The 16692-nt window shown below is 57.6% G+C and carries 17 protein-coding genes and 1 riboswitch; of the genes, 5 read left to right on the top strand and 12 right to left on the bottom strand.

The features are described from left to right. Positions 1-12 precede the first annotated feature (12 nt). The 3 genes from N8E88_RS22410 to N8E88_RS22400 are packed head-to-tail and all read left to right on the top strand — an operon-like array spanning position 13 to position 2370. On the top strand, positions 13-327 hold the full coding sequence (locus N8E88_RS22410) for a MocE family 2Fe-2S type ferredoxin (RefSeq protein ID WP_262292518.1): 315 nt from the start codon (positions 13-15) through the stop codon (positions 325-327). Further along, positions 327-1565, top strand: coding sequence for an NAD(P)/FAD-dependent oxidoreductase (locus tag N8E88_RS22405; protein ID WP_262292517.1), 1239 nt, complete (start codon positions 327-329; stop codon positions 1563-1565). The genes N8E88_RS22410 and N8E88_RS22405 overlap by 1 nt, the downstream gene beginning before the upstream one ends. Before the next feature lie 7 nt (positions 1566-1572). Continuing rightward, positions 1573-2370, top strand: coding sequence for a 3-methyl-2-oxobutanoate hydroxymethyltransferase (locus N8E88_RS22400; RefSeq protein WP_262295576.1), 798 nt, complete (start codon positions 1573-1575; stop codon positions 2368-2370). Positions 2371-2377: 7 nt separating this feature from the next. Here the strand turns inward: N8E88_RS22400 and N8E88_RS22395 are convergent, their stop codons facing one another. The 12 genes from N8E88_RS22395 to N8E88_RS22340 all read right to left on the bottom strand — a co-directional run bounded on the left by N8E88_RS22395 (position 2378) and on the right by N8E88_RS22340 (position 14814). After that, the gene (locus tag N8E88_RS22395; RefSeq protein ID WP_262295575.1) at positions 2378-3469 is read right to left on the bottom strand and encodes an FAD-binding oxidoreductase; all 1092 of its coding nucleotides are present in this window, start codon (positions 3467-3469) and stop codon (positions 2378-2380) included. After that, positions 3469-4710: an aromatic ring-hydroxylating oxygenase subunit alpha gene (locus N8E88_RS22390; RefSeq protein WP_262292516.1), complete on the bottom strand. Its 1242-nt coding sequence runs from the start codon at positions 4708-4710 to the stop codon at positions 3469-3471. Before N8E88_RS22390 ends, N8E88_RS22395 begins: the two co-directional genes overlap by 1 nt. Before the next feature lie 116 nt (positions 4711-4826). Then, positions 4827-5172, bottom strand: a riboswitch (cobalamin riboswitch). 231 nt (positions 5173-5403) lie between these two features. Continuing rightward, positions 5404-6681, bottom strand: a complete 1278-nt coding sequence (locus tag N8E88_RS22385) for an L-fuconate dehydratase (RefSeq protein ID WP_262292515.1) — start codon at positions 6679-6681, stop codon at positions 5404-5406. Positions 6682-6702: 21 nt separating this feature from the next. Beyond that, positions 6703-7437, bottom strand: a complete 735-nt coding sequence (locus N8E88_RS22380; RefSeq protein ID WP_112530469.1) for an SDR family oxidoreductase — start codon at positions 7435-7437, stop codon at positions 6703-6705. Positions 7438-7455: 18 nt separating this feature from the next. Continuing rightward, positions 7456-7911 carry a MaoC/PaaZ C-terminal domain-containing protein gene (locus tag N8E88_RS22375; RefSeq protein WP_262292514.1) on the bottom strand — a complete coding sequence of 152 codons (456 nt, stop codon included), beginning with the start codon at positions 7909-7911 and terminating at the stop codon, positions 7456-7458. Continuing rightward, the gene (locus tag N8E88_RS22370; RefSeq protein ID WP_262292513.1) at positions 7912-8985 is read right to left on the bottom strand and encodes a Gfo/Idh/MocA family protein; all 1074 of its coding nucleotides are present in this window, start codon (positions 8983-8985) and stop codon (positions 7912-7914) included. An 11-nt stretch (positions 8986-8996) separates the two neighbouring features. After that, positions 8997-9326, bottom strand: coding sequence for an L-rhamnose mutarotase (locus N8E88_RS22365; RefSeq protein ID WP_262292512.1), 330 nt, complete (start codon positions 9324-9326; stop codon positions 8997-8999). 4 nt (positions 9327-9330) lie between these two features. Further along, positions 9331-10443, bottom strand: a complete 1113-nt coding sequence (locus N8E88_RS22360; protein WP_262292511.1) for a mandelate racemase/muconate lactonizing enzyme family protein — start codon at positions 10441-10443, stop codon at positions 9331-9333. Between the two features lie 5 nt (positions 10444-10448). Then, positions 10449-11546: an ABC transporter ATP-binding protein gene (locus tag N8E88_RS22355; RefSeq protein WP_262292510.1), complete on the bottom strand. Its 1098-nt coding sequence runs from the start codon at positions 11544-11546 to the stop codon at positions 10449-10451. Between the two features lie 6 nt (positions 11547-11552). Further along, positions 11553-12419, bottom strand: a complete 867-nt coding sequence (locus N8E88_RS22350; protein ID WP_262292509.1) for a carbohydrate ABC transporter permease — start codon at positions 12417-12419, stop codon at positions 11553-11555. A gap of 1 nt (position 12420) precedes the next feature. Further along, entirely contained in the window at positions 12421-13317 is an 897-nt protein-coding gene (locus N8E88_RS22345) for a carbohydrate ABC transporter permease (protein ID WP_262292508.1), read from the bottom strand. A 180-nt stretch (positions 13318-13497) separates the two neighbouring features. Next, entirely contained in the window at positions 13498-14814 is a 1317-nt protein-coding gene (locus N8E88_RS22340) for a type 2 periplasmic-binding domain-containing protein (RefSeq protein WP_262292507.1), read from the bottom strand. A gap of 173 nt (positions 14815-14987) precedes the next feature. Between N8E88_RS22340 and N8E88_RS22335 the strand changes: the two genes are divergently transcribed. Beyond that, positions 14988-15791, top strand: coding sequence for an IclR family transcriptional regulator (locus tag N8E88_RS22335; RefSeq protein WP_410010603.1), 804 nt, complete (start codon positions 14988-14990; stop codon positions 15789-15791). A gap of 13 nt (positions 15792-15804) precedes the next feature. After that, positions 15805-16656, top strand: a complete 852-nt coding sequence (locus N8E88_RS22330; protein WP_410010602.1) for an amidohydrolase family protein — start codon at positions 15805-15807, stop codon at positions 16654-16656. Positions 16657-16692: the final 36 nt, after the last annotated feature.

Here is a 16692-nt window from a genome sequence, read left to right as displayed (position 1 = left end):
GAGGATCGAACGATGAGCAACTGGGTGGAGGCCTGCACTTCAAACGACATAGACGAAGAAGACGTCATGCGTTTCGACCATGCTGGAAAGACCTTTGCAATCTACCGCAGCCCGGACGATGAGTTTTTTGCTACGGACGGGCTGTGCACTCATGAACATATCCATCTCGCCGATGGTCTTGTGATGGACGAGATCATCGAGTGCCCCAAGCACAATGGCCGCTTCAACTATAAGACCGGAGAAGCCAAGGGAGCGCCGGTCTGCATCAACCTTAAAACCTACCCGGTCAAGGTCGAGGCCGGTAAAGTATTGATACAGCTGGGATAATGGCGATGGAACGAGGAATGGTCATCATTGGCGCTGGCGAATGCGGCGTGCGCGCGGCTTTTGCATTGCGGGAAAACGGCTACGATGGACCCGTCACCTTGATCGGCACGGAAAAGCACCTCCCCTATGAGCGCCCGCCTCTTTCCAAGGAAGCGATGGTCTCGGAGGACCATCCAGCACCTCGCACCATAGCCGCCGCATCCCTGTTTAACGAAAAGAACATCGACTTCATCGGCAGCTCGACGGCGACGTCAATCGACCGGGAGGAAAAGCGCGTCACACTTGAGGATGGCCGGCAAATCCCCTATGAGGGTCTTCTGTTTGCGACAGGTGCCATTCCGCGCCCCCTGCCTCTCGCAGCGGGCAGCAAGCATTGCACCACCCTGCGCAGTTTTGACGATGCGCTCGCCATCCGGGCAAGGTTTCAGCCAGGAGCACGCATCGTCATTGTCGGCGGCGGGTTCATCGGGCTTGAACTTGCGGCCAGCGCTCGTAAGCGCGGCGCGTCGGTCACTGTGATCGAGGCGCAAAGCCGCATCATGATGCGCGGCGTCCCGGAGGAAATCGCCAGGGTCATCGACACGCGCCATCGCCACGAAGGTGTGACCATTCTGTGCGATACCGGAATAGTCTCCTTTGCCGACGCTGCAGACAATGTTGCGATCACACTTTCGACAGGAAACGTCATCGTGGCTGACCTCGCCATCATCGGCATAGGTGCGACGCCGGTGACCGCGCTGGCCGAAGCATCCGGTCTCGAAACAGGCAACGGTATCGTCGTCAATGATTGGTTGCAGACCAGCGATCCGGATATTTATGCGGCAGGCGACTGCTGTATCTTCCCGCTCGCTGTTTACGGCGGGCGCCGGGTGCGGCTCGAAGCATGGCGCAATGCACAGGAACAGGGCGCCCTGGCTGCGCGCAACATGCTCGGTGCACGGGAGCCGCATCAAGCGGTACCGTGGTTCTGGTCGGATCAGTATGAACTCGGTCTGCAGGTCGCGGGCCTCTCGGACGAGGGTACGAAATCGATCCGCCGCGATCTCGGCGATGGTGCCTTCATTCTGTTCCACCTTGCTGCCGATGGCCGTCTTGTCGCCGCGAGCGGCATTGGCCCCGGCAATTCGGTAGCAAAGGACATAAGGCTTGCCGAGATGCTTATCGCCCGTGGCGCGAGACCGGATTCCGCCCAGCTTTCTACCGCCGACGTAAAACTCAAATCATTGCTTGCAGCCTAGGATGACCATGAAAAACCAGCGACCCACCGTCGCCGACGTCCTCGCGCTGAAAGGTCGGCGTCAATTGACTATGCTGCGTGTGGAAACGTTGGAGGAAGCACAGGCCGCCGAATGCGCCGGCGTAGACATGCTATCTGTCCCGCCATCATTGCTTACGCCCGAGTTTCGCGACGCTGCGCCCTCGGTGTTCGCGGTGCCCGGGTTGGAGTATGGTGATTTCGTAACCGCAGAAGAGTACATCCGCGCGGCGTTCAAGGCGCTTAGGGCGGGCGGCGATGCGGTTTATTGCGCCGCAAGCGTCGCCACCGTACGTAGCATGCGTAACGAAGGGATCCCTGTTTGCGGTCACGTAGGGCTAATCCCGTCGCAGGCGACTTGGACCGGCGGTTTCAAGGCTGTAGGGAAAACGGCCGAAAGCGCATTCGAGGTATGGCGACAGACCAAAGCATTGGAAGATGCTGGCGCATTCGCAGCAGAAATAGAAGTTGTGCCTGTTCCGATTGCGACAGCAATTTCCGAGCGCACATCGCTGTTTATGATTTCAATGGGCGCCGGCGTGGGCTGTGATGCGCAGTACCTGTTCGCGCAAGATGTTCTTGGCTCGAATCGCGGCCATTATCCACGTCACGCCAAGGTATATCGCAACTTCAGCGCCGAATATGACCGCCTGCAGCAGGAAAGGGTCACAGCCTTTGCGGAGTTCGTCTCCGATGTTCAATCGCAAGTCTATCCGGGCCCGGAACATACGGTCGGAATCCCCCAAGACGAGTTGAATCGGTTTCTAAAAGAACTTTCAAGCAGTTAAAGGCGTTTCAAGCCTCAATTTCAACGTTACCAAGCGGTTTGGAACAGCACGCGAGCACATAGCCCTCGTCGATCTCATCGTCGAGAATACCGCCATTGTGGTCCATGTCGACCTCGCCGGAAATTTTCATAACCTTGCAGGTGCCGCAGAGTCCCGACTCACAAGCCGCCGCAATGCGTATCCCGGCACCGCGTGCGGCCTTCAGGATCGTTTCGCCCGGCGCACATGGCACTTCCATGCCCGACATGGAAAAGCTGACCATCGCTGATCTCTCGACGGCCTCTGTCGATATCGCATCCATCATCGGCAACACCGGTTCGGCAGCAGGTCCGAAACTCTCCTGGTGATAATGCGTCATGTCGAAGCCGGATGCTTCGAGCATGGTGCGGACATCGCGCATGAAGGTTTCAGGCCCACAACAGAAGATGGTCCTGTCCCTGAAGTCCGGTGAAAGCAATGGCAACCGCGCCTCTTCGAAACGGCCGCGAATACCGGTCCACACCTGCCCCATCTCGTGTTCCTTGATCAGGAAGGCGAGCTTCAGGTTCGGCATGCAGCTTGTCAGGTATTCGAGTTCCCTGCGGAAGATGATGTCGCTGGGCCGCCGTGCGCAGGTCACGAAGTTGACATCGCTTTGCGGGGCGCAATCGTGCATCCAGCGCGTCATCGACATCATCGGCGTGATGCCCGAACCCGCCGAGATAAACAGGTATTTCTCACCGGGATGCTTGCGCATGGAGAAATCGCCGAGCGGCCCGAATGCCTTTAACCGCGCACCCGGCGTCAAATGATCGAGCATCCACCGCGCACCTATACTGCTGTCCTGGGCCTTCGCCGTCACGGCAATGGTGAATGGCCGCGATGGGCTGGATGACAATGTAAATGTGCGCAAGACGGCTTCCGGCTGCACCGGCAATTCGAACGTCATGAACTGGCCTGGCTCATAGCGAAACCAGTTCTGATTGTCCGATCTGAACGTGAAAGTTTTCACGTTGGGCGCTTCCTCGATGACCGAAAGACACTCCAGCAGATGCAGTCGATCATTCCATGGCTGCATCTGATCGAGGTGCGGGTAGGTCTGAGGAAGCGTCATATTCATCATGCTACCTTGCTGAGTTTGGTTTCGCCGGAGAGCCTTGTTTCCATGGAATTGCTGTACCATTCGAGGAATTGCAGCACGCCGCCCTCGTGTTCGACCGAATAAGGACCGGGCTCATAGGCTGGTGAGCGGATACCGAATGCGTTTTCTTCAACGATACGGCGATCCTGATTGTTGGTCTCGAGCCAGACATGCGTCAGTTCTTCGAGATTGTAATCGACGCCTTCGACCGCATCCTTGTGCACGAGCCACTTGGTCGTGACCTCGGTCTCGTTCGGTCCAAGCGGAAGCACGCGAAAGGATATCGCCTGATCGCCGAGAACATGGTTCCACGTGCTAGGGTAGTGATAGAGCAGTAGCGAGCCGATCTGCTGTGCATTGACGTCATCACTGAGTTGCCTGCCGACCGCACGCTTGCCACTGATCGTATAGCTCTCGGCGCCGCTGAGCAGTGGCACGCGTGTGGCACGATATTGGCCGTCTTCTGCGATACGGAAAACACTTGGGAGGCCGGCTGCTTCGCACTTTTCCCAATGCGCGACCATCTCAGGGTCCTCTTTGGAGCCCTGGATCCCGGTGGCGCTTGGCGCTTCGGGGAAAGTTTTGCACAGTTCGGGATGGTTGGCGACGCAGTGGTAGCATTCCCGATTATTTTCCCAGACCAGTTTCCAGTTGCCCTTTTCGACAATCGAACTCTGGAATGCCACCTTTGTCTCGGTCAGGCGATGCGGCGCGAGATAGGGTTCGAGCAGGGCACGTGTCGGGCCGAAATCCGGAGCGGCAGGCGCCAGGCAGATGAAGATATAGCCGCCGACGCTCTCGCAATGCACCGTTTTGAGACTATGCTGGCTGGCGTCAAAATCATCGCCCATCTGGCGCGCGAACAGCAGGCGGCCGTCCAGTTCATAGGTCCACTGATGGTAGGGGCAAACGAGCTTCGCCGCTGTACCCCTTTCAGCGGCACAAACACGCGATCCGCGATGGCGGCAGGAATTGTGGAAAGCCCTGATCTGTTTTTGGCGGTCGCGTACGATGACGACCGGATAGTCACCAACCTGAACCGTAAAGTAGTTGCCCGGCTTGGCCACCTCGCAATCATGGCCGATGAACAGCCAATCGCGATAGAAGATATTTTCCATATCGAGACGGTAATAATCCGGATCGGAATAGAATGCCTGTTCAAGTCCGTATCCTGGTTTCCGGTTCCTGAGATTCCGGAGCAGTTCGTTCGTTAAGTCCATGTCGTGTCCTCGCTCTTATAGCCCGCGAAAGAACTGACTGGTGGTGAAGGAGGACCTCCGCGCAAGTCAAACGTCGCCTGCACAAAATCATGCTCCTTGATCGCCCACCGCGATCAGTCGGTTTTGTCACTCGAGGCTGGTTTCCGGGCTCTGGAGTTGCCGTTTCCGGCTTCGCGGCGCCTTCCCGGGATATCCTCCCAGTGGCTGTTTTGCCGCGTTTTCCACTCCACTACCGTTGCGGGGGCAGCGCCGGGTTGAGGATGTGGACAAATTTGGAACCAGGGCGAGCCGAAAATGGTGCTTTGCGAGAACCGGAGCGGAGTGGACATAAAGTCCATGAGCACCGGAAGCGCAGAAAAGCATCATTTGCAGGCCGCCATGGTCCGGATTTGCATATCCTGACCGGCTTCCCAATTCTCCGCTCTCTCCCTGGAAAGCGGCACCTCAAGTGTCTCGATAAGAGCACTCGGCAGAACAAAAGAATAGGCGCGGAAACGACATCGCATTTACGAACGGCGACACGGTGAAGTTTCGTGTTGCAAAGCCATTGTGCGTGGTTCGACGGGGCTCACCATGAGGGAGGTGGTTGATTGCACGAGCAAACCGCAGAGGCGGCACTTCCCGGCTGCTGCAATCCTCTCCCTCCCTCATCGTGAGCCCTGTCGAACCACGCACCGTAGTCGCGCAACCAGACTAGGCGCTGTACAAATACTGTTTGATCGTTTCCGGCTTCATCTCGATCGAGAAGCCCGGCAGGACCGGCGGCATATAGGCGGCATTCTGGATATTGCACGGGTCGACGAAATGTTCATGCAGATGGTCGACATATTCGATCACCCTGCCCGCCTTGGTGCCCGACACCGCGACATAGTCGATCATCGACAGGTGCTGCACATATTCGCAAAGGCCCACACCGCCCGCATGCGGCCAGACCGGCAGATCATACTTCGCCGCGATCAGCAGCACGGCGAGCACCTCGTTGAGCCCGCCCATGCGACACGAATCGATCTGCACGACATCGATCGCGCCTTCGGCTATGAACTGCTTGAACATGATGCGGTTCTGGCACATCTCGCCTGTGGCAACCTTCACCGGGTGAATGGCTTGCCGAATCTTGCGGTGGCCCGCGACATCGTCCGGGCTCGTCGGCTCCTCGATGAAGAACGGCTTGACGAAGGCGAGCTTGTTAACCCAGTCGATAGCCTCATTGACTTCCCAGACCTGATTGGCATCGATCATGAGGATGCGGTCCTCGCCGATCACCTCGCGGGCAATCGTCAAGCGGCGGATATCGTCGTCGAGATCGCGGCCGACTTTCATCTTGATATGATTGAAACCTGCATCGACGGCTTCCTGGCAAAGGCGACGCAGCTTGTCATCGGAATAGCCAAGCCAGCCCGCCGAGGTTGTATAGCAAGGATAACCTGTCGCTTTCAGATCAGCGATCCGGTCCTGCTTGCCTTTCTCCGCCTTGCGCAGAATTTCAAGCGCTTCGTCCCGCGTCAGTACGTCGGTCAGATAGCGGAAGTCGACGATATTGACGATTTCTTCGGGCGTCATTTCGCCCACGAGTTGCCAGACCGGTTTCTTCGCTTGCTTTGCCAGAAGATCCCATACCGCATTGACGACAGCACCGGTGGCAAGGTGCATCGCTCCCTTGTCCGGTCCGATCCAGCGAAGCTGGCTATCGCCCGTAACGAAATGCCAGAAGCGGCCCGGATTTTCTTTCACCCAATCCAGTTCCAGGCCAATGAGAAGATGCTTCAGCGCCTCGATCGCCATACAGACGATTTCATTGCCGCGCCCTATGGTGAAGGTCAGGCCATGGCCGGCAAGTCCATCGGCATCCGTATCGAGCACGACATAGGCGGCCGAATAGTCCGGATCCGGGTTCATCGCATCGGACCCATCGAGGCTTTGCGACGTGGGAAAACGGATATCGAAAACGCGAAGGTCGGTGATGCGGGTCATAATTTACTCCTGTGGAGACCTCTAGACGGTCCAGCCACCATCGATGTTATATGCCTGGCCAGTCGTATAGGTCGCGCCGGCGAGATAAACGGCAAGGTCGGCGATCTCTTCCGGCAAGCCGAGACGGCCCATCGGCTGGCGCGCGATGAAAGCGGCGCGTGTCGCGTCATAGTCGCCGCCAGCACGCATGCGCTGTTCGAGCGACGGGCTTTCGACCGTACCGGGGCAGATGGCGTTGCAGCGAATGCCCTGTGTGATGTAGTCGGCAGCGACCGCCTTGGTAAGACCCAGAACAGCTGCCTTTGTCACGCCATAGGCAAAGCGGTTCGGCACACCTTTGACGCTGCTCGCAACCGACGACATGTTGACGATGGCGCCATCCTTGCGCTCGATCATGCCGGGGAGCACTGCCCTGATCGTGCGGATCATGGCGCGGACATTGAGGTCCAGCGCGAAGTCCAGGTCCGCGTCCGGCATTTCGAGAATCGAGCCGCCATGCACGAACCCGGCGCAATTGAACAGCACGTCGATTGCACCAAGTTCGCCGATGACCTGATTGACTTCGTCTGTCTTCAACACGTCGAGCTTGCGCGGCTTGATCCCCGCCTCTTTCGGCAGCGCATCGAGCAGCTGCTGGTTGATATCCGTCGCGTGCACGATTGCGCCTTCGCGTGCGAACGCTAGCACCGAGGCGCGGCCAATGCCCTGCCCCGCAGCTGTGATCAAAACCCGCTTGCCTTCAAGCTTACCAGTCATTGCAAATCTCCAATCGCTTTATGTCGCCTTGCTCTTGCGCTCGGCTATAAGAATATGGTCGGCGGCAAGCACGACCTCGTCACGTTGATTGATGACCTCGCAGCGCTCGACGATGCGTCCGCTGTCAGAGCGCTTCGGATCATCATCCTTGGCGCTGATTGTTACGCGCGTGCGGATCGTATCGCCAATGAAAACCGGCCTGACGAAGCGCAGGCGATCATAGCCATAGGAAAACGCCACCGGATTGATCAGGCTTGCGGTCAGCCCTACGCCGATTGAAAAGATCATCGTGCCATGAGCAACGCGCTGACCAAAGGGTGTTGTCTTTGCAAATTCCGCATCCATGTGGTGCGGAAAGAAATCGCCCGTATGGCCGGCGTGGACCACGAAATCAGTCTCAGTAATGGTCCGCCCCGTTGTGACTCGTACACGGCCGAGTTCGTAGTCCTCGAAATAGATGGCTTGTTCGGACATTCAGGCCTCCGGCTTCTGTGCGAGCGGGGTAGCCGGCGTTGCACTCGATTGATAGGCTGCTTCGACAAGCGCCATCGTGTGCCATGCGTCCTCGACGGAACTGACGAGTTCCTGGTCTTCGCCGCTGGCGAAGCGTTGCAGGTTGGCCATCCTTCCAACGAAAGCATCAGGAAACCACGATCCTTGCAAGGGGACATTGATCCAGTCGGAACCGCCCTTCGGATAGATCATCAATTCGTCCGGCTCGCCGCGAGGATAGTCGAGGTTGACGCCAAGCTTCACATAGGCTGCGCCTTCGGTGCCGCAGACGCGGAATTCGCAGGCCTGGAATTTGCGCCCGAATTTGTGATCATGGTTGACCGACAGCGCGCAGCGCACCTTATCGCCATAGTCGAGAATCGCACTTGTGCGCGTCTGCGCTACCTTGTGGTTGGGATGGCCCAGTGTCTTGGCATGGACGCCAAGCGGATTACCGAGGATTTGCCGGATAAGGTCAATATAGTGAATCGAGTGCATGGCGATTTCGACACGCGGCAAGCCATCCAAGAACGGCCATAGAGACCACGGCGTATCCAGGGCGAGCCACGCATCGAAATCGATCACTTCACCGAGCCACCCGCGCGCAATCGCGTCCTTGAGCGCCAGCATCATGGGTGCAAACCGCAGCTGGAAATTGATTGCTGCCGTGATATTGCGTTCGCGGCAGATGCGGAGGATTTCAGAGGCTTCCGCGAGATCGCTACCCATCGGTTTCTGAATCAACGCGAAGGAACCCTCTGGCAGGGCCTTCAGTATATCGGAATGACGTGAAGGTGGTGTAGCAAGATCGAATATCGCCTCGTCGACGGCTGCCGCCTCGGCAACCGAAGCATAGGCAGTCACGCCCCATTCGTCGGCCAGCTTTTTTGCCTTCGCTTGATCCGGATCGAACAGCCCGGCGATCGCAAATCCGCCTTTTCTGTAAGCTGGATAGTGCGCATCGCCGACGATGCTGCCCGCGCCGAAGGTCACGATCGGGCGTCGCTTCGCCGGAAGCGGCCAGCTTTGCTGCAAGGTTGTAGGGTCAAAACTCATTATGCGGTCCTTCAATCGAGATGGAACACTTCTTCCATCATCGCCCACCACTCGCCCTCGGCCCGCGAATCAAGCGGCGCCTGGCAGGGCATGCACACAGCCCACCATTCTTTGTTCTTCGGATTAGCGGCCATCCTGGCCATATCTGCCGCAAAATCCGTGCCGTGATATTCCCATGTTCCGAACAGGATGTTCTCCGGTTCGCGCAGGAAGATCGTGTAATTGCGGATGTTGCAGCTTGAAATCAGCTCGAGGATTTCCGGCCATACCGCTGCATGCAGGCGCTTGTACTCGGCCACCTTGTCGGCGTTCAGACCGATCATCATGCCCATACGTTGCATGATACTAGCTCCGTATCTCGGTCGTGAATTCGCTGACGCTTCTTGCCCTCACTGCATCCCAGTCCCAGTCTATGCCAATGCCAGGCTCTGATGGCGCAATCGCATAGCCATTCTCGATGCGCATCTGCGTGTGCGTAAGATCATCCAGTTGCGGAATATACTCGACATATTTGCCGTTTTGCACAGCGCAGGTCAGGCTCACATGCAGTTCCATCAGGAAATGCGGACAGACCGGCATGTCGAACGCCTCCGCCGCATGCGCCACCTTGAGCCACGGCGTGATGCCGCCAATCCTGCCAACATCGACCTGAACGATGGAGCACGCGCGTTTCTGCATGTATTCGCGGAAATGCCGGATCGAATAGAGCGACTCGCCAACGGCAATCGGCGTCTGGGTTGCCGACGAAAGCCGCACGTGACCGTCAATGTCATCCGCAGGTAGGGGCTCCTCCAGCCAGGCAAGATCGATGTCGCGCAGCACCTGCGAGCGGCGAATGGCTTCATCCAGGGAAAAGCCCTGATTGGCGTCGGTCATGATCTCGAAACCGGAACCAACCGCGTCGCGAACTGCCGACAGCCGGTCCAGATCCTCGGAGCCATGCGGGCGGCCGATCTTGACCTTGGCACCCTTGAAACCCTTGGCCTTCGCCTGCAGCGCGTCGTCAACCAGCGCCTGTTTCTCTATGTGAAGCCAACCACCCTCGGTGGTATAAAGTGGGCAGCGATCCTTCGCGCCACCCGCCAGCTTCCATAGCGGCAGGCGCTGCTTCTTCGCCCGCAAATCCCATAGCGCGATATCGACAGCCGCTAGAGCAATCGCAGTGATCGCGCCAATGGTCGTCGCATGGGTCGCGAATTCGAGGTCGCGCCAGATCGCCTCGATCTGATCGGCATCCTTGCCGAGGAGACGCGGCGCCAGATGATCGGAGAGCAGGCGCATGACAGAAGAGCCACCAGTGCCAATTGTGTAGCTATAACCAGTGCCCACCGCCCCGTCGCTGTCGGTTATCGTAACGATCGGCGTCTCCTGGCTGACGAAGCTCTGGATCGCATCGGTGCGCAGCACTTTCGGCGGCAGATCCACCATACGCAGTTCAATTTTTTCGATCTTGGCCATTGGAATCACCCCCGCAGCGTTTTGCCGGTTTCAGGCGAGAAAAGATGCGCCTGCGACAGGTCGAAACTGAATTTTACCACTTCACCGGCATCCATGTGACGTGGATTGAGCATCCGCGACACCCATTCTCGCTCTGCCATGGTGATGAAGAGCAATGTCTCGTTGCCGAGCGGCTCCGTGATAGAAACAGGCAGCTCCATTTCGTGCACGTCTGTCGCTTCGCCAGAATTAATGCCGTGCCCTGTCGGGTAAATATCATCGGGGCGCAGGCCGAAAATCACTTTATCCCCAGTCGCAACCTTGCTGCGGAACGCGGCCGGTAGCGGCAGGTTTTGCCCGCCGGCAAAAACCAACTTTTCGCTATCCACAGTCGCCTCGTTGAGGTTCATCGGCGGAGAGCCGATAAACCCGGCGACGAAGCGCGTGGCCGGCCGTTTGAACACTTCCTCGGGCGTACCGACCTGTTCGATATGGCCGTCGCGCATGATGACGATACGGTCGGACAGCGTCATCGCCTCGACCTGATCATGCGTTACATAAATCATCGTCGCCTGCACCCTTGCATGCAGACGCTTGATCTCGGTCCGTACCTGCGTGCGCAATTTCGCATCGAGGTTGGAGAGCGGCTCGTCGAACAGGAATACGTCCGGCTTGCGAACGATCGCCCGGCCCATGGCCACGCGCTGGCGCTGACCGCCGGAAAGTTGCGACGGGCGGCGGTCCATATATTTGTCGAGATCGAGAATCGCCGCAGCCTCATTGACGCGGGTATCGATTTCGCTCTGTGCGACTTTCCCAATCTTGAGCGAGAAGCCCATGTTCTCGCGCACTGTCATATGCGGATAGAGCGCATAGGACTGGAACACCATGGAAATGTTGCGCGCACGCGGCGGCAGGTCGTTCACCGGCTTGCCACCAATTTCAACAACGCCGCCGCTGATGTCCTCGAGTCCGGCGATCATGCGCAATGTCGTGGATTTTCCGCAGCCGGACGGGCCGACCAGGGCGATGAATTCGCGGTCCTTGACCTCGAGATCGATGCCATGGACCACATCGACATTGCCATAACTCTTGACGAGCTTTTTAAGTGTTACGGGAGCCATGACAAGTTAACCTTTCACCGCGCCGAACGTCAGTCCGGATACGAGATGCTTCTGAATGATAAACGTTAAAGTGAGCGCCGGGATGATCATCACCACCGCAAGCGCGCACATTCCGCGCCAGTCGATGGTGAACTCCGATGTATAGTCGAGAAGGCCGACCGGCAGCGTCTTCGAATTCACCGAGCGGGTGATCTGCGATGCCAGAGCATATTCATTCCAGGAGGTGAGAAAGGCGAATATTCCTGCTGAAGCGATACCTGGGCCGGCCAATGGAAACTCCACCTGCCAGAATGCCTGCCACCGGGTACATCCGTCGATCTGGGCCGCTTCCGCCAGATCCTTCGGCACCTGCCGGAAGAAACCATCGATCAGCCAGATCGTGAACGGCACGTTCAGCGCCACGTAGATGAGAATCATCGCGAAATGCGTGTCGATGATGCCGACGCGGGCGAAGATCATGAATAGCGGCAGCGACAATGCGATACCTGGGACAGCCCGTGTCAGCATGAAACCGAGGAACACACCCGATTTTCCCTTGAACTTGTAGCGCGCAAAAGCATATCCGCCGGCCATGCCGATAATCAGCGCAATGATTGTCGAGGTGATCGAAATGATCAGGGAATTGCGGAAATATTCCCACACCGGTATGCCGCCCTGGCCCGCACCGCTAAACATGGCGCGATAGGCATCGAGCGAGATGTCGCGTGGTATCCACACAGGCGGCTTTGCCATGATCTCGACTGTCGGTCGTAGCGAACTCAGGACAATCCATAAGCCCGGCAAGCAGATGACCAGCATCGCCAGGAACAGACCGATAAAATGTGCGACTTTAAGCCAGCGGCGTTTCAGACGATGAGAACTGTTCTTGTCCATCTTACCACTCTGCTCCGATTTGCTGGCGCGCGGCAGCGAGTTTTCTGAAGAAATATACGGTGAACAGGATCGAGAGCAGGATCGAGATATATGCCATCGCGTTGGCAAGGCCCATGCGCGCGTCGCTATAGGCCGTGCGTCCGACCAGCGTCCACAAGAGCTCGGTGCGCTTGGCCGGCCCGCCATCGGTCATGATCTTGACGATGTCATAGGCTCGCGCCACGTCCAGCGATCGGATCGTCATGGCGATAAAGGCAAAAGGCATCAGGTAGGGCCAGGTGACGTAGCGGAATGTCTGCCAGGGCGTGCAGCCATCGACCCGCGCCGCTTCCACCGGTTCCTGCGGCATGGCGAGCAGTCCAGCGAGGATCAGGATGGCAAAGACGGAAGTTGAAGACCATACCTCGGCAACGATGATTGAAAACAGCGCCAGATTGCCATCGATCAGCCAGGGTATCGCATTAGTGGTCAGCCCCAGTGACTGCAGCGCATTGTTGACGAAACCGATATTGTCGTTGAACAGGAACTTGAACTGGAAACCGACGAGTACCGGCGAGAACATCATCGGGAACATCATCAATGTACGCAAAATTCGCTGACCGCGCGTCGCCTTGTTGACCAGCATGGCAAGGCCAAGGCCGAGGAACATCTCGGCATTGAGTGCGATGGTCAGGAGCAGGACCGTACGGCCAAATGCTGTCCAGAACTCGTAGTTGGTCAGCACGCTCACATAGTTACGAACGCCGATGAAAACCCAGATCGATTCAGGCTTGGTCAGCCTGAACGGTGTGAAGCTTGAATAGAGCGAGAACAGCAGCGGCAGCACGATGACGGCGGCGAGAACAATGATGGCTGGCAGCAGCAGAAGCGTCGGCGCTGATAGTTTGGGAAATTTCATCTGAAATATGGCCTTCTGGATTCTGCATTTCCGCTTCAGCCCTCCTCCTAGTGGGGAGGGTGGCTGCAAAGCAGCCGGGAGGGATACTACCCGTTTCTCATGTCGTGCTGATCGAAATGCCTCTTCCCGGACCTGCGGTCCCTCGCTCCCCACAAGAGAGAAGGACCGCAGTGCTTGCCATTAAAGCTTGCCGGCATCCTGAAGGATTTCCGTCGCCTTTTTGGCCGCAGTGTCGAGTGCTTCCTTGGACGTCTTGTCACCAAGAATGGCCGATTGCAGTTCCGGATAGACGGCGTTGGAAATCTCGATCCATTCGGCCAATGGCGGAACCGGGAATGCGTTCTTTGCTTCTTCCTGGAAGGCGTTCAGCACCTCGGTCTTGTAAGGATCGCCCTTGGCCTGCTCGATGTCCCATTCCCATACCGCCGTGCGCGTCGGCAAGGGGCCGGCCTTCGCCTCGAGCTTCTGGCTGTCCTCGTTGGTCAGCCACCAGACGAGTGAGGCTGCGGCATCCTTGTGAGCGCAGGCTTCCGTCACCGAGAAGCCGTGATGACCGGACCAGCCAGTGCGCTTGCCGGACGAACCCGCTGGCGCCACCTTCACGCCGACATTGCCGGCAACTTTTGACGATTTCGGATCGTTGAAGAAGCTCGCCCAGCCTGGCCAATCAAGATTGATGGCAATCGACCCCGATGCAAAACCCTGCCCGAGATCGTCCCAAAGGTAGTTGGTCGTGCCTGCCGGAACAGCTTTCGCCTTGTAGAGATTGACGAACCAATCGAGCGCCTTGACGCCGGCTTCGGAGTTGAAGGTCGGCTTGCCGTCCTTGTCGATATACTCGCCGCCGTCGGCAATCAGCATTTCATAGAATCGGCCGTTGATCGCCTCTTCCTTGCCGGCAAACTGCGTGCCGTAGAAGTCCGGCGCCTTCGTAAAGAAGATGGCCTGATCGCTGACCTGCTGCCATGTATCGGGCGGCGTCAGATCATAACCGTACTTTTCCTTGAAGGCCTTCTTGTTGGCCTCGTCGGCGTAAATGCTCTTCTGGTAATAGAGTGCGGAAACGTCGAACTGTGCGCGTGGCAGCATGACCAGCTTGCCGTCCAGCGTCGACGACTTGATGTTCGTCGGAACGAACGCGGCAATTTCTTCCCCAGGAAGCAGCTTGTTCAGGTCGGTATAGATATCGGGATACTGCGGCGCGAATGATGAGTGGTTTGATCCGACGCACCAATTAAGGCTGCCTGAAGCAATATCCGACTTTATCTCTTTATCGAGTTCGAAATGGTTCTTCTTCGACAGGATGTTGACCTTGGCGCCGGTCAGCTTTTCCCATTCGCCGATGCGCTCATACAACGGCTCATATTGTTGTCCGCCGATAAGCTTGGCGTCAATGGTCACGCCCTCGAACTTTCCCGGCAGATCTGCACCAAGTGCAGCTTGCACGCTGAAAATCGCGATAACGCCAGCCGAAACACTGGTCAACAGATTTTTCATGGTTCCCTCCCGTCATCGAGTGGCCGCTCCCCGGCTCTCGCAATCTTGCAACACCCACATATGAGCGTTTCATTCATATACAAACATTTATGCGCTTGACCGTCAAGCATGGAAACTGCTTTCTTAACGATATCGTCTTCGTATATGAGTAGTGAGTGTGGGGAGAATTGGTTATGATAGAGGACGACGACAGCGATCGTTATCGCGCGCCTGCGCTTGATAAGGGTCTGGACATTCTTGAGCTTCTTTCCGGTATCGATGGCGGCCTCACGCAAGCAGAAATCGCCAAATTCCTCGGCCGCAGCCCCAACGAATTCTACCGCATGCTCGATCGCCTCGTACGCCGGGGATACGTGACGCGGCTTGAGGGCGATCGCTATTCATTGACGTTGAAACTGTTCGGGCTTGCCCAGTTGCATGCGCCTGTCCGCCGCCTTGCTTCCTATGCGACACCGCTGATGCGCGAACTCGCGGTGATGTCGAAACAGGCCAATCAGCTCAGCGTTTTCGACCGCGGCGCTGCCGTTGTCGTCGCCCAGCAGGAGGCGCCGGACTATTGGGGCATTTCAATCCGGGTTGGTTCCCATATCAGCTTGTTCAACACCGGTTCCGGTCATGTGCTGCTGGCATTCCGCTCCAATGAAGAGCGCGCCTTGATGATCGCCGAGTACGAGCAGCATGCGGACGATATCGCCCAACCTCCAGATTTCCGCGAGCGGCTCAACCAGATCCGCGAGCGCGGCTACGAGATCATGCCGAGCGCGCAGACGGCAGGGGTCTTCAACGTTTCCGCACCTGTGCTCGGCCCCGACGGAAGGGCGATTGCCGCGTTGACCTGTCCCTATATTCAATTGCTGAATATCCCGGATGCGCCGGGCGTCGAAGATGCCCGCAAAATGCTGGTAGCCACGGCGCAGAAACTCTCGGAGCTTGCCGGAGCGGATGTCGTCCATTCGAGCGTATTGCGACAGGCGTAGTGGAGGAGAACCCATGACAGCCATGCCTTTGATCGACACCCATCTGCATCTCATCGACCAATCGGTGCTGTCCTATCCCTGGTTGTCGGGGACCGAGGCGCTGAATCGCAATTTTCTCTATGAGAAATACGCGCTGCAGGCTCATCGCGTCGGCATCACCCATGCGTTGCACATGGAGGTCGATGTCGCCCCGACGGACATACAGGCGGAGACCGATTACATTGCATCTCTCGCAAAACGTAGCGGCAACCTGATTGCCGGTGCAATCTCTTCCTGCCGTCCGGAGGACGATGGCTTTGCGGCGTTCCTCGAGCGCCAACAGATCAACCCTCTGGTAAAGGGCTTCCGCCGTGTGCTGCATGTCATGGGCGATGAGCTCTCGGAGCAGCCGCTCTTCCGCGAAAACATCCGAAAGCTTGGCGGCACGGGATTAACCTTCGACCTGTGCGTTCTGCCGAGACAAATCGACAAGGCGATTGCCCTCGTCGATCTTGCGCCGGATGTGCAGTTCATCCTCGATCATTGCGGTGTTCCGGATATCAAGGCCGGTGCGCTCGACGAATGGCGCGGCAAAATTACTGATATTGCCAAGCGTCCGAACGTCACCGCCAAGATTTCCGGGGTGGTGGCCTACGCGGACGCAGAGACCTGGCGCGTCGAAACGCTGGCGCCTTACGTCAATCACGTCATAGAAAATTTCGGCTGGGATAGGCTCGTATGGGGTAGCGACTGGCCCGTCTGTACCCTTGGTGGGGGCCTCGCCACCTGGGTCGCGGCAACCCATTCCCTGCTTTCAGGCTGCAGCCAGGAGGAAAAGACCAAGCTGTTTTCGGGAAATGCCCGCCGGATCTGGAATTTGAATTAGCATCCCGTCTGAATAAGCTTGCCTGTCGTATCCTCG

This window comes from Phyllobacterium zundukense (assembly GCF_025452195.1).
GTDB classification, from domain to species: domain Bacteria; phylum Pseudomonadota; class Alphaproteobacteria; order Rhizobiales; family Rhizobiaceae; genus Phyllobacterium; species Phyllobacterium zundukense_A.
This window is presented reverse-complemented; position numbering and strand designations above follow the sequence as displayed.

Excerpts from the sequence above, each read along its gene's own strand:
- N8E88_RS22365 (WP_262292512.1), bottom strand. The coding sequence starts at position 9,326 with ATGCAACGTATGGGCATGATGATCGGTCTGAACGCCGACAAGGTGGCC.
- N8E88_RS22360 (WP_262292511.1), bottom strand. The coding sequence starts at position 10,443 with ATGGCCAAGATCGAAAAAATTGAACTGCGTATGGTGGATCTGCCGCCG.
- N8E88_RS22370 (WP_262292513.1), bottom strand. The coding sequence starts at position 8,985 with ATGAGTTTTGACCCTACAACCTTGCAGCAAAGCTGGCCGCTTCCGGCG.
- N8E88_RS22400 (WP_262295576.1), top strand. The coding sequence starts at position 1,573 with ATGAAAAACCAGCGACCCACCGTCGCCGACGTCCTCGCGCTGAAAGGT.
- N8E88_RS22410 (WP_262292518.1), top strand. The coding sequence starts at position 13 with ATGAGCAACTGGGTGGAGGCCTGCACTTCAAACGACATAGACGAAGAA.
- N8E88_RS22395 (WP_262295575.1), bottom strand. The coding sequence starts at position 3,469 with ATGAATATGACGCTTCCTCAGACCTACCCGCACCTCGATCAGATGCAG.
- N8E88_RS22380 (WP_112530469.1), bottom strand. The coding sequence starts at position 7,437 with ATGACTGGTAAGCTTGAAGGCAAGCGGGTTTTGATCACAGCTGCGGGG.
- N8E88_RS22335 (WP_410010603.1), top strand. The coding sequence starts at position 14,988 with ATGATAGAGGACGACGACAGCGATCGTTATCGCGCGCCTGCGCTTGAT.
- N8E88_RS22355 (WP_262292510.1), bottom strand. The coding sequence starts at position 11,546 with ATGGCTCCCGTAACACTTAAAAAGCTCGTCAAGAGTTATGGCAATGTC.
- N8E88_RS22375 (WP_262292514.1), bottom strand. The coding sequence starts at position 7,911 with ATGTCCGAACAAGCCATCTATTTCGAGGACTACGAACTCGGCCGTGTA.
- N8E88_RS22345 (WP_262292508.1), bottom strand. The coding sequence starts at position 13,317 with ATGAAATTTCCCAAACTATCAGCGCCGACGCTTCTGCTGCTGCCAGCC.
- N8E88_RS22390 (WP_262292516.1), bottom strand. The coding sequence starts at position 4,710 with ATGGACTTAACGAACGAACTGCTCCGGAATCTCAGGAACCGGAAACCA.
- N8E88_RS22330 (WP_410010602.1), top strand. The coding sequence starts at position 15,805 with ATGACAGCCATGCCTTTGATCGACACCCATCTGCATCTCATCGACCAA.
- N8E88_RS22350 (WP_262292509.1), bottom strand. The coding sequence starts at position 12,419 with ATGGACAAGAACAGTTCTCATCGTCTGAAACGCCGCTGGCTTAAAGTC.
- N8E88_RS22340 (WP_262292507.1), bottom strand. The coding sequence starts at position 14,814 with ATGAAAAATCTGTTGACCAGTGTTTCGGCTGGCGTTATCGCGATTTTC.
- N8E88_RS22385 (WP_262292515.1), bottom strand. The coding sequence starts at position 6,681 with ATGACCCGCATCACCGACCTTCGCGTTTTCGATATCCGTTTTCCCACG.
- N8E88_RS22405 (WP_262292517.1), top strand. The coding sequence starts at position 327 with ATGGCGATGGAACGAGGAATGGTCATCATTGGCGCTGGCGAATGCGGC.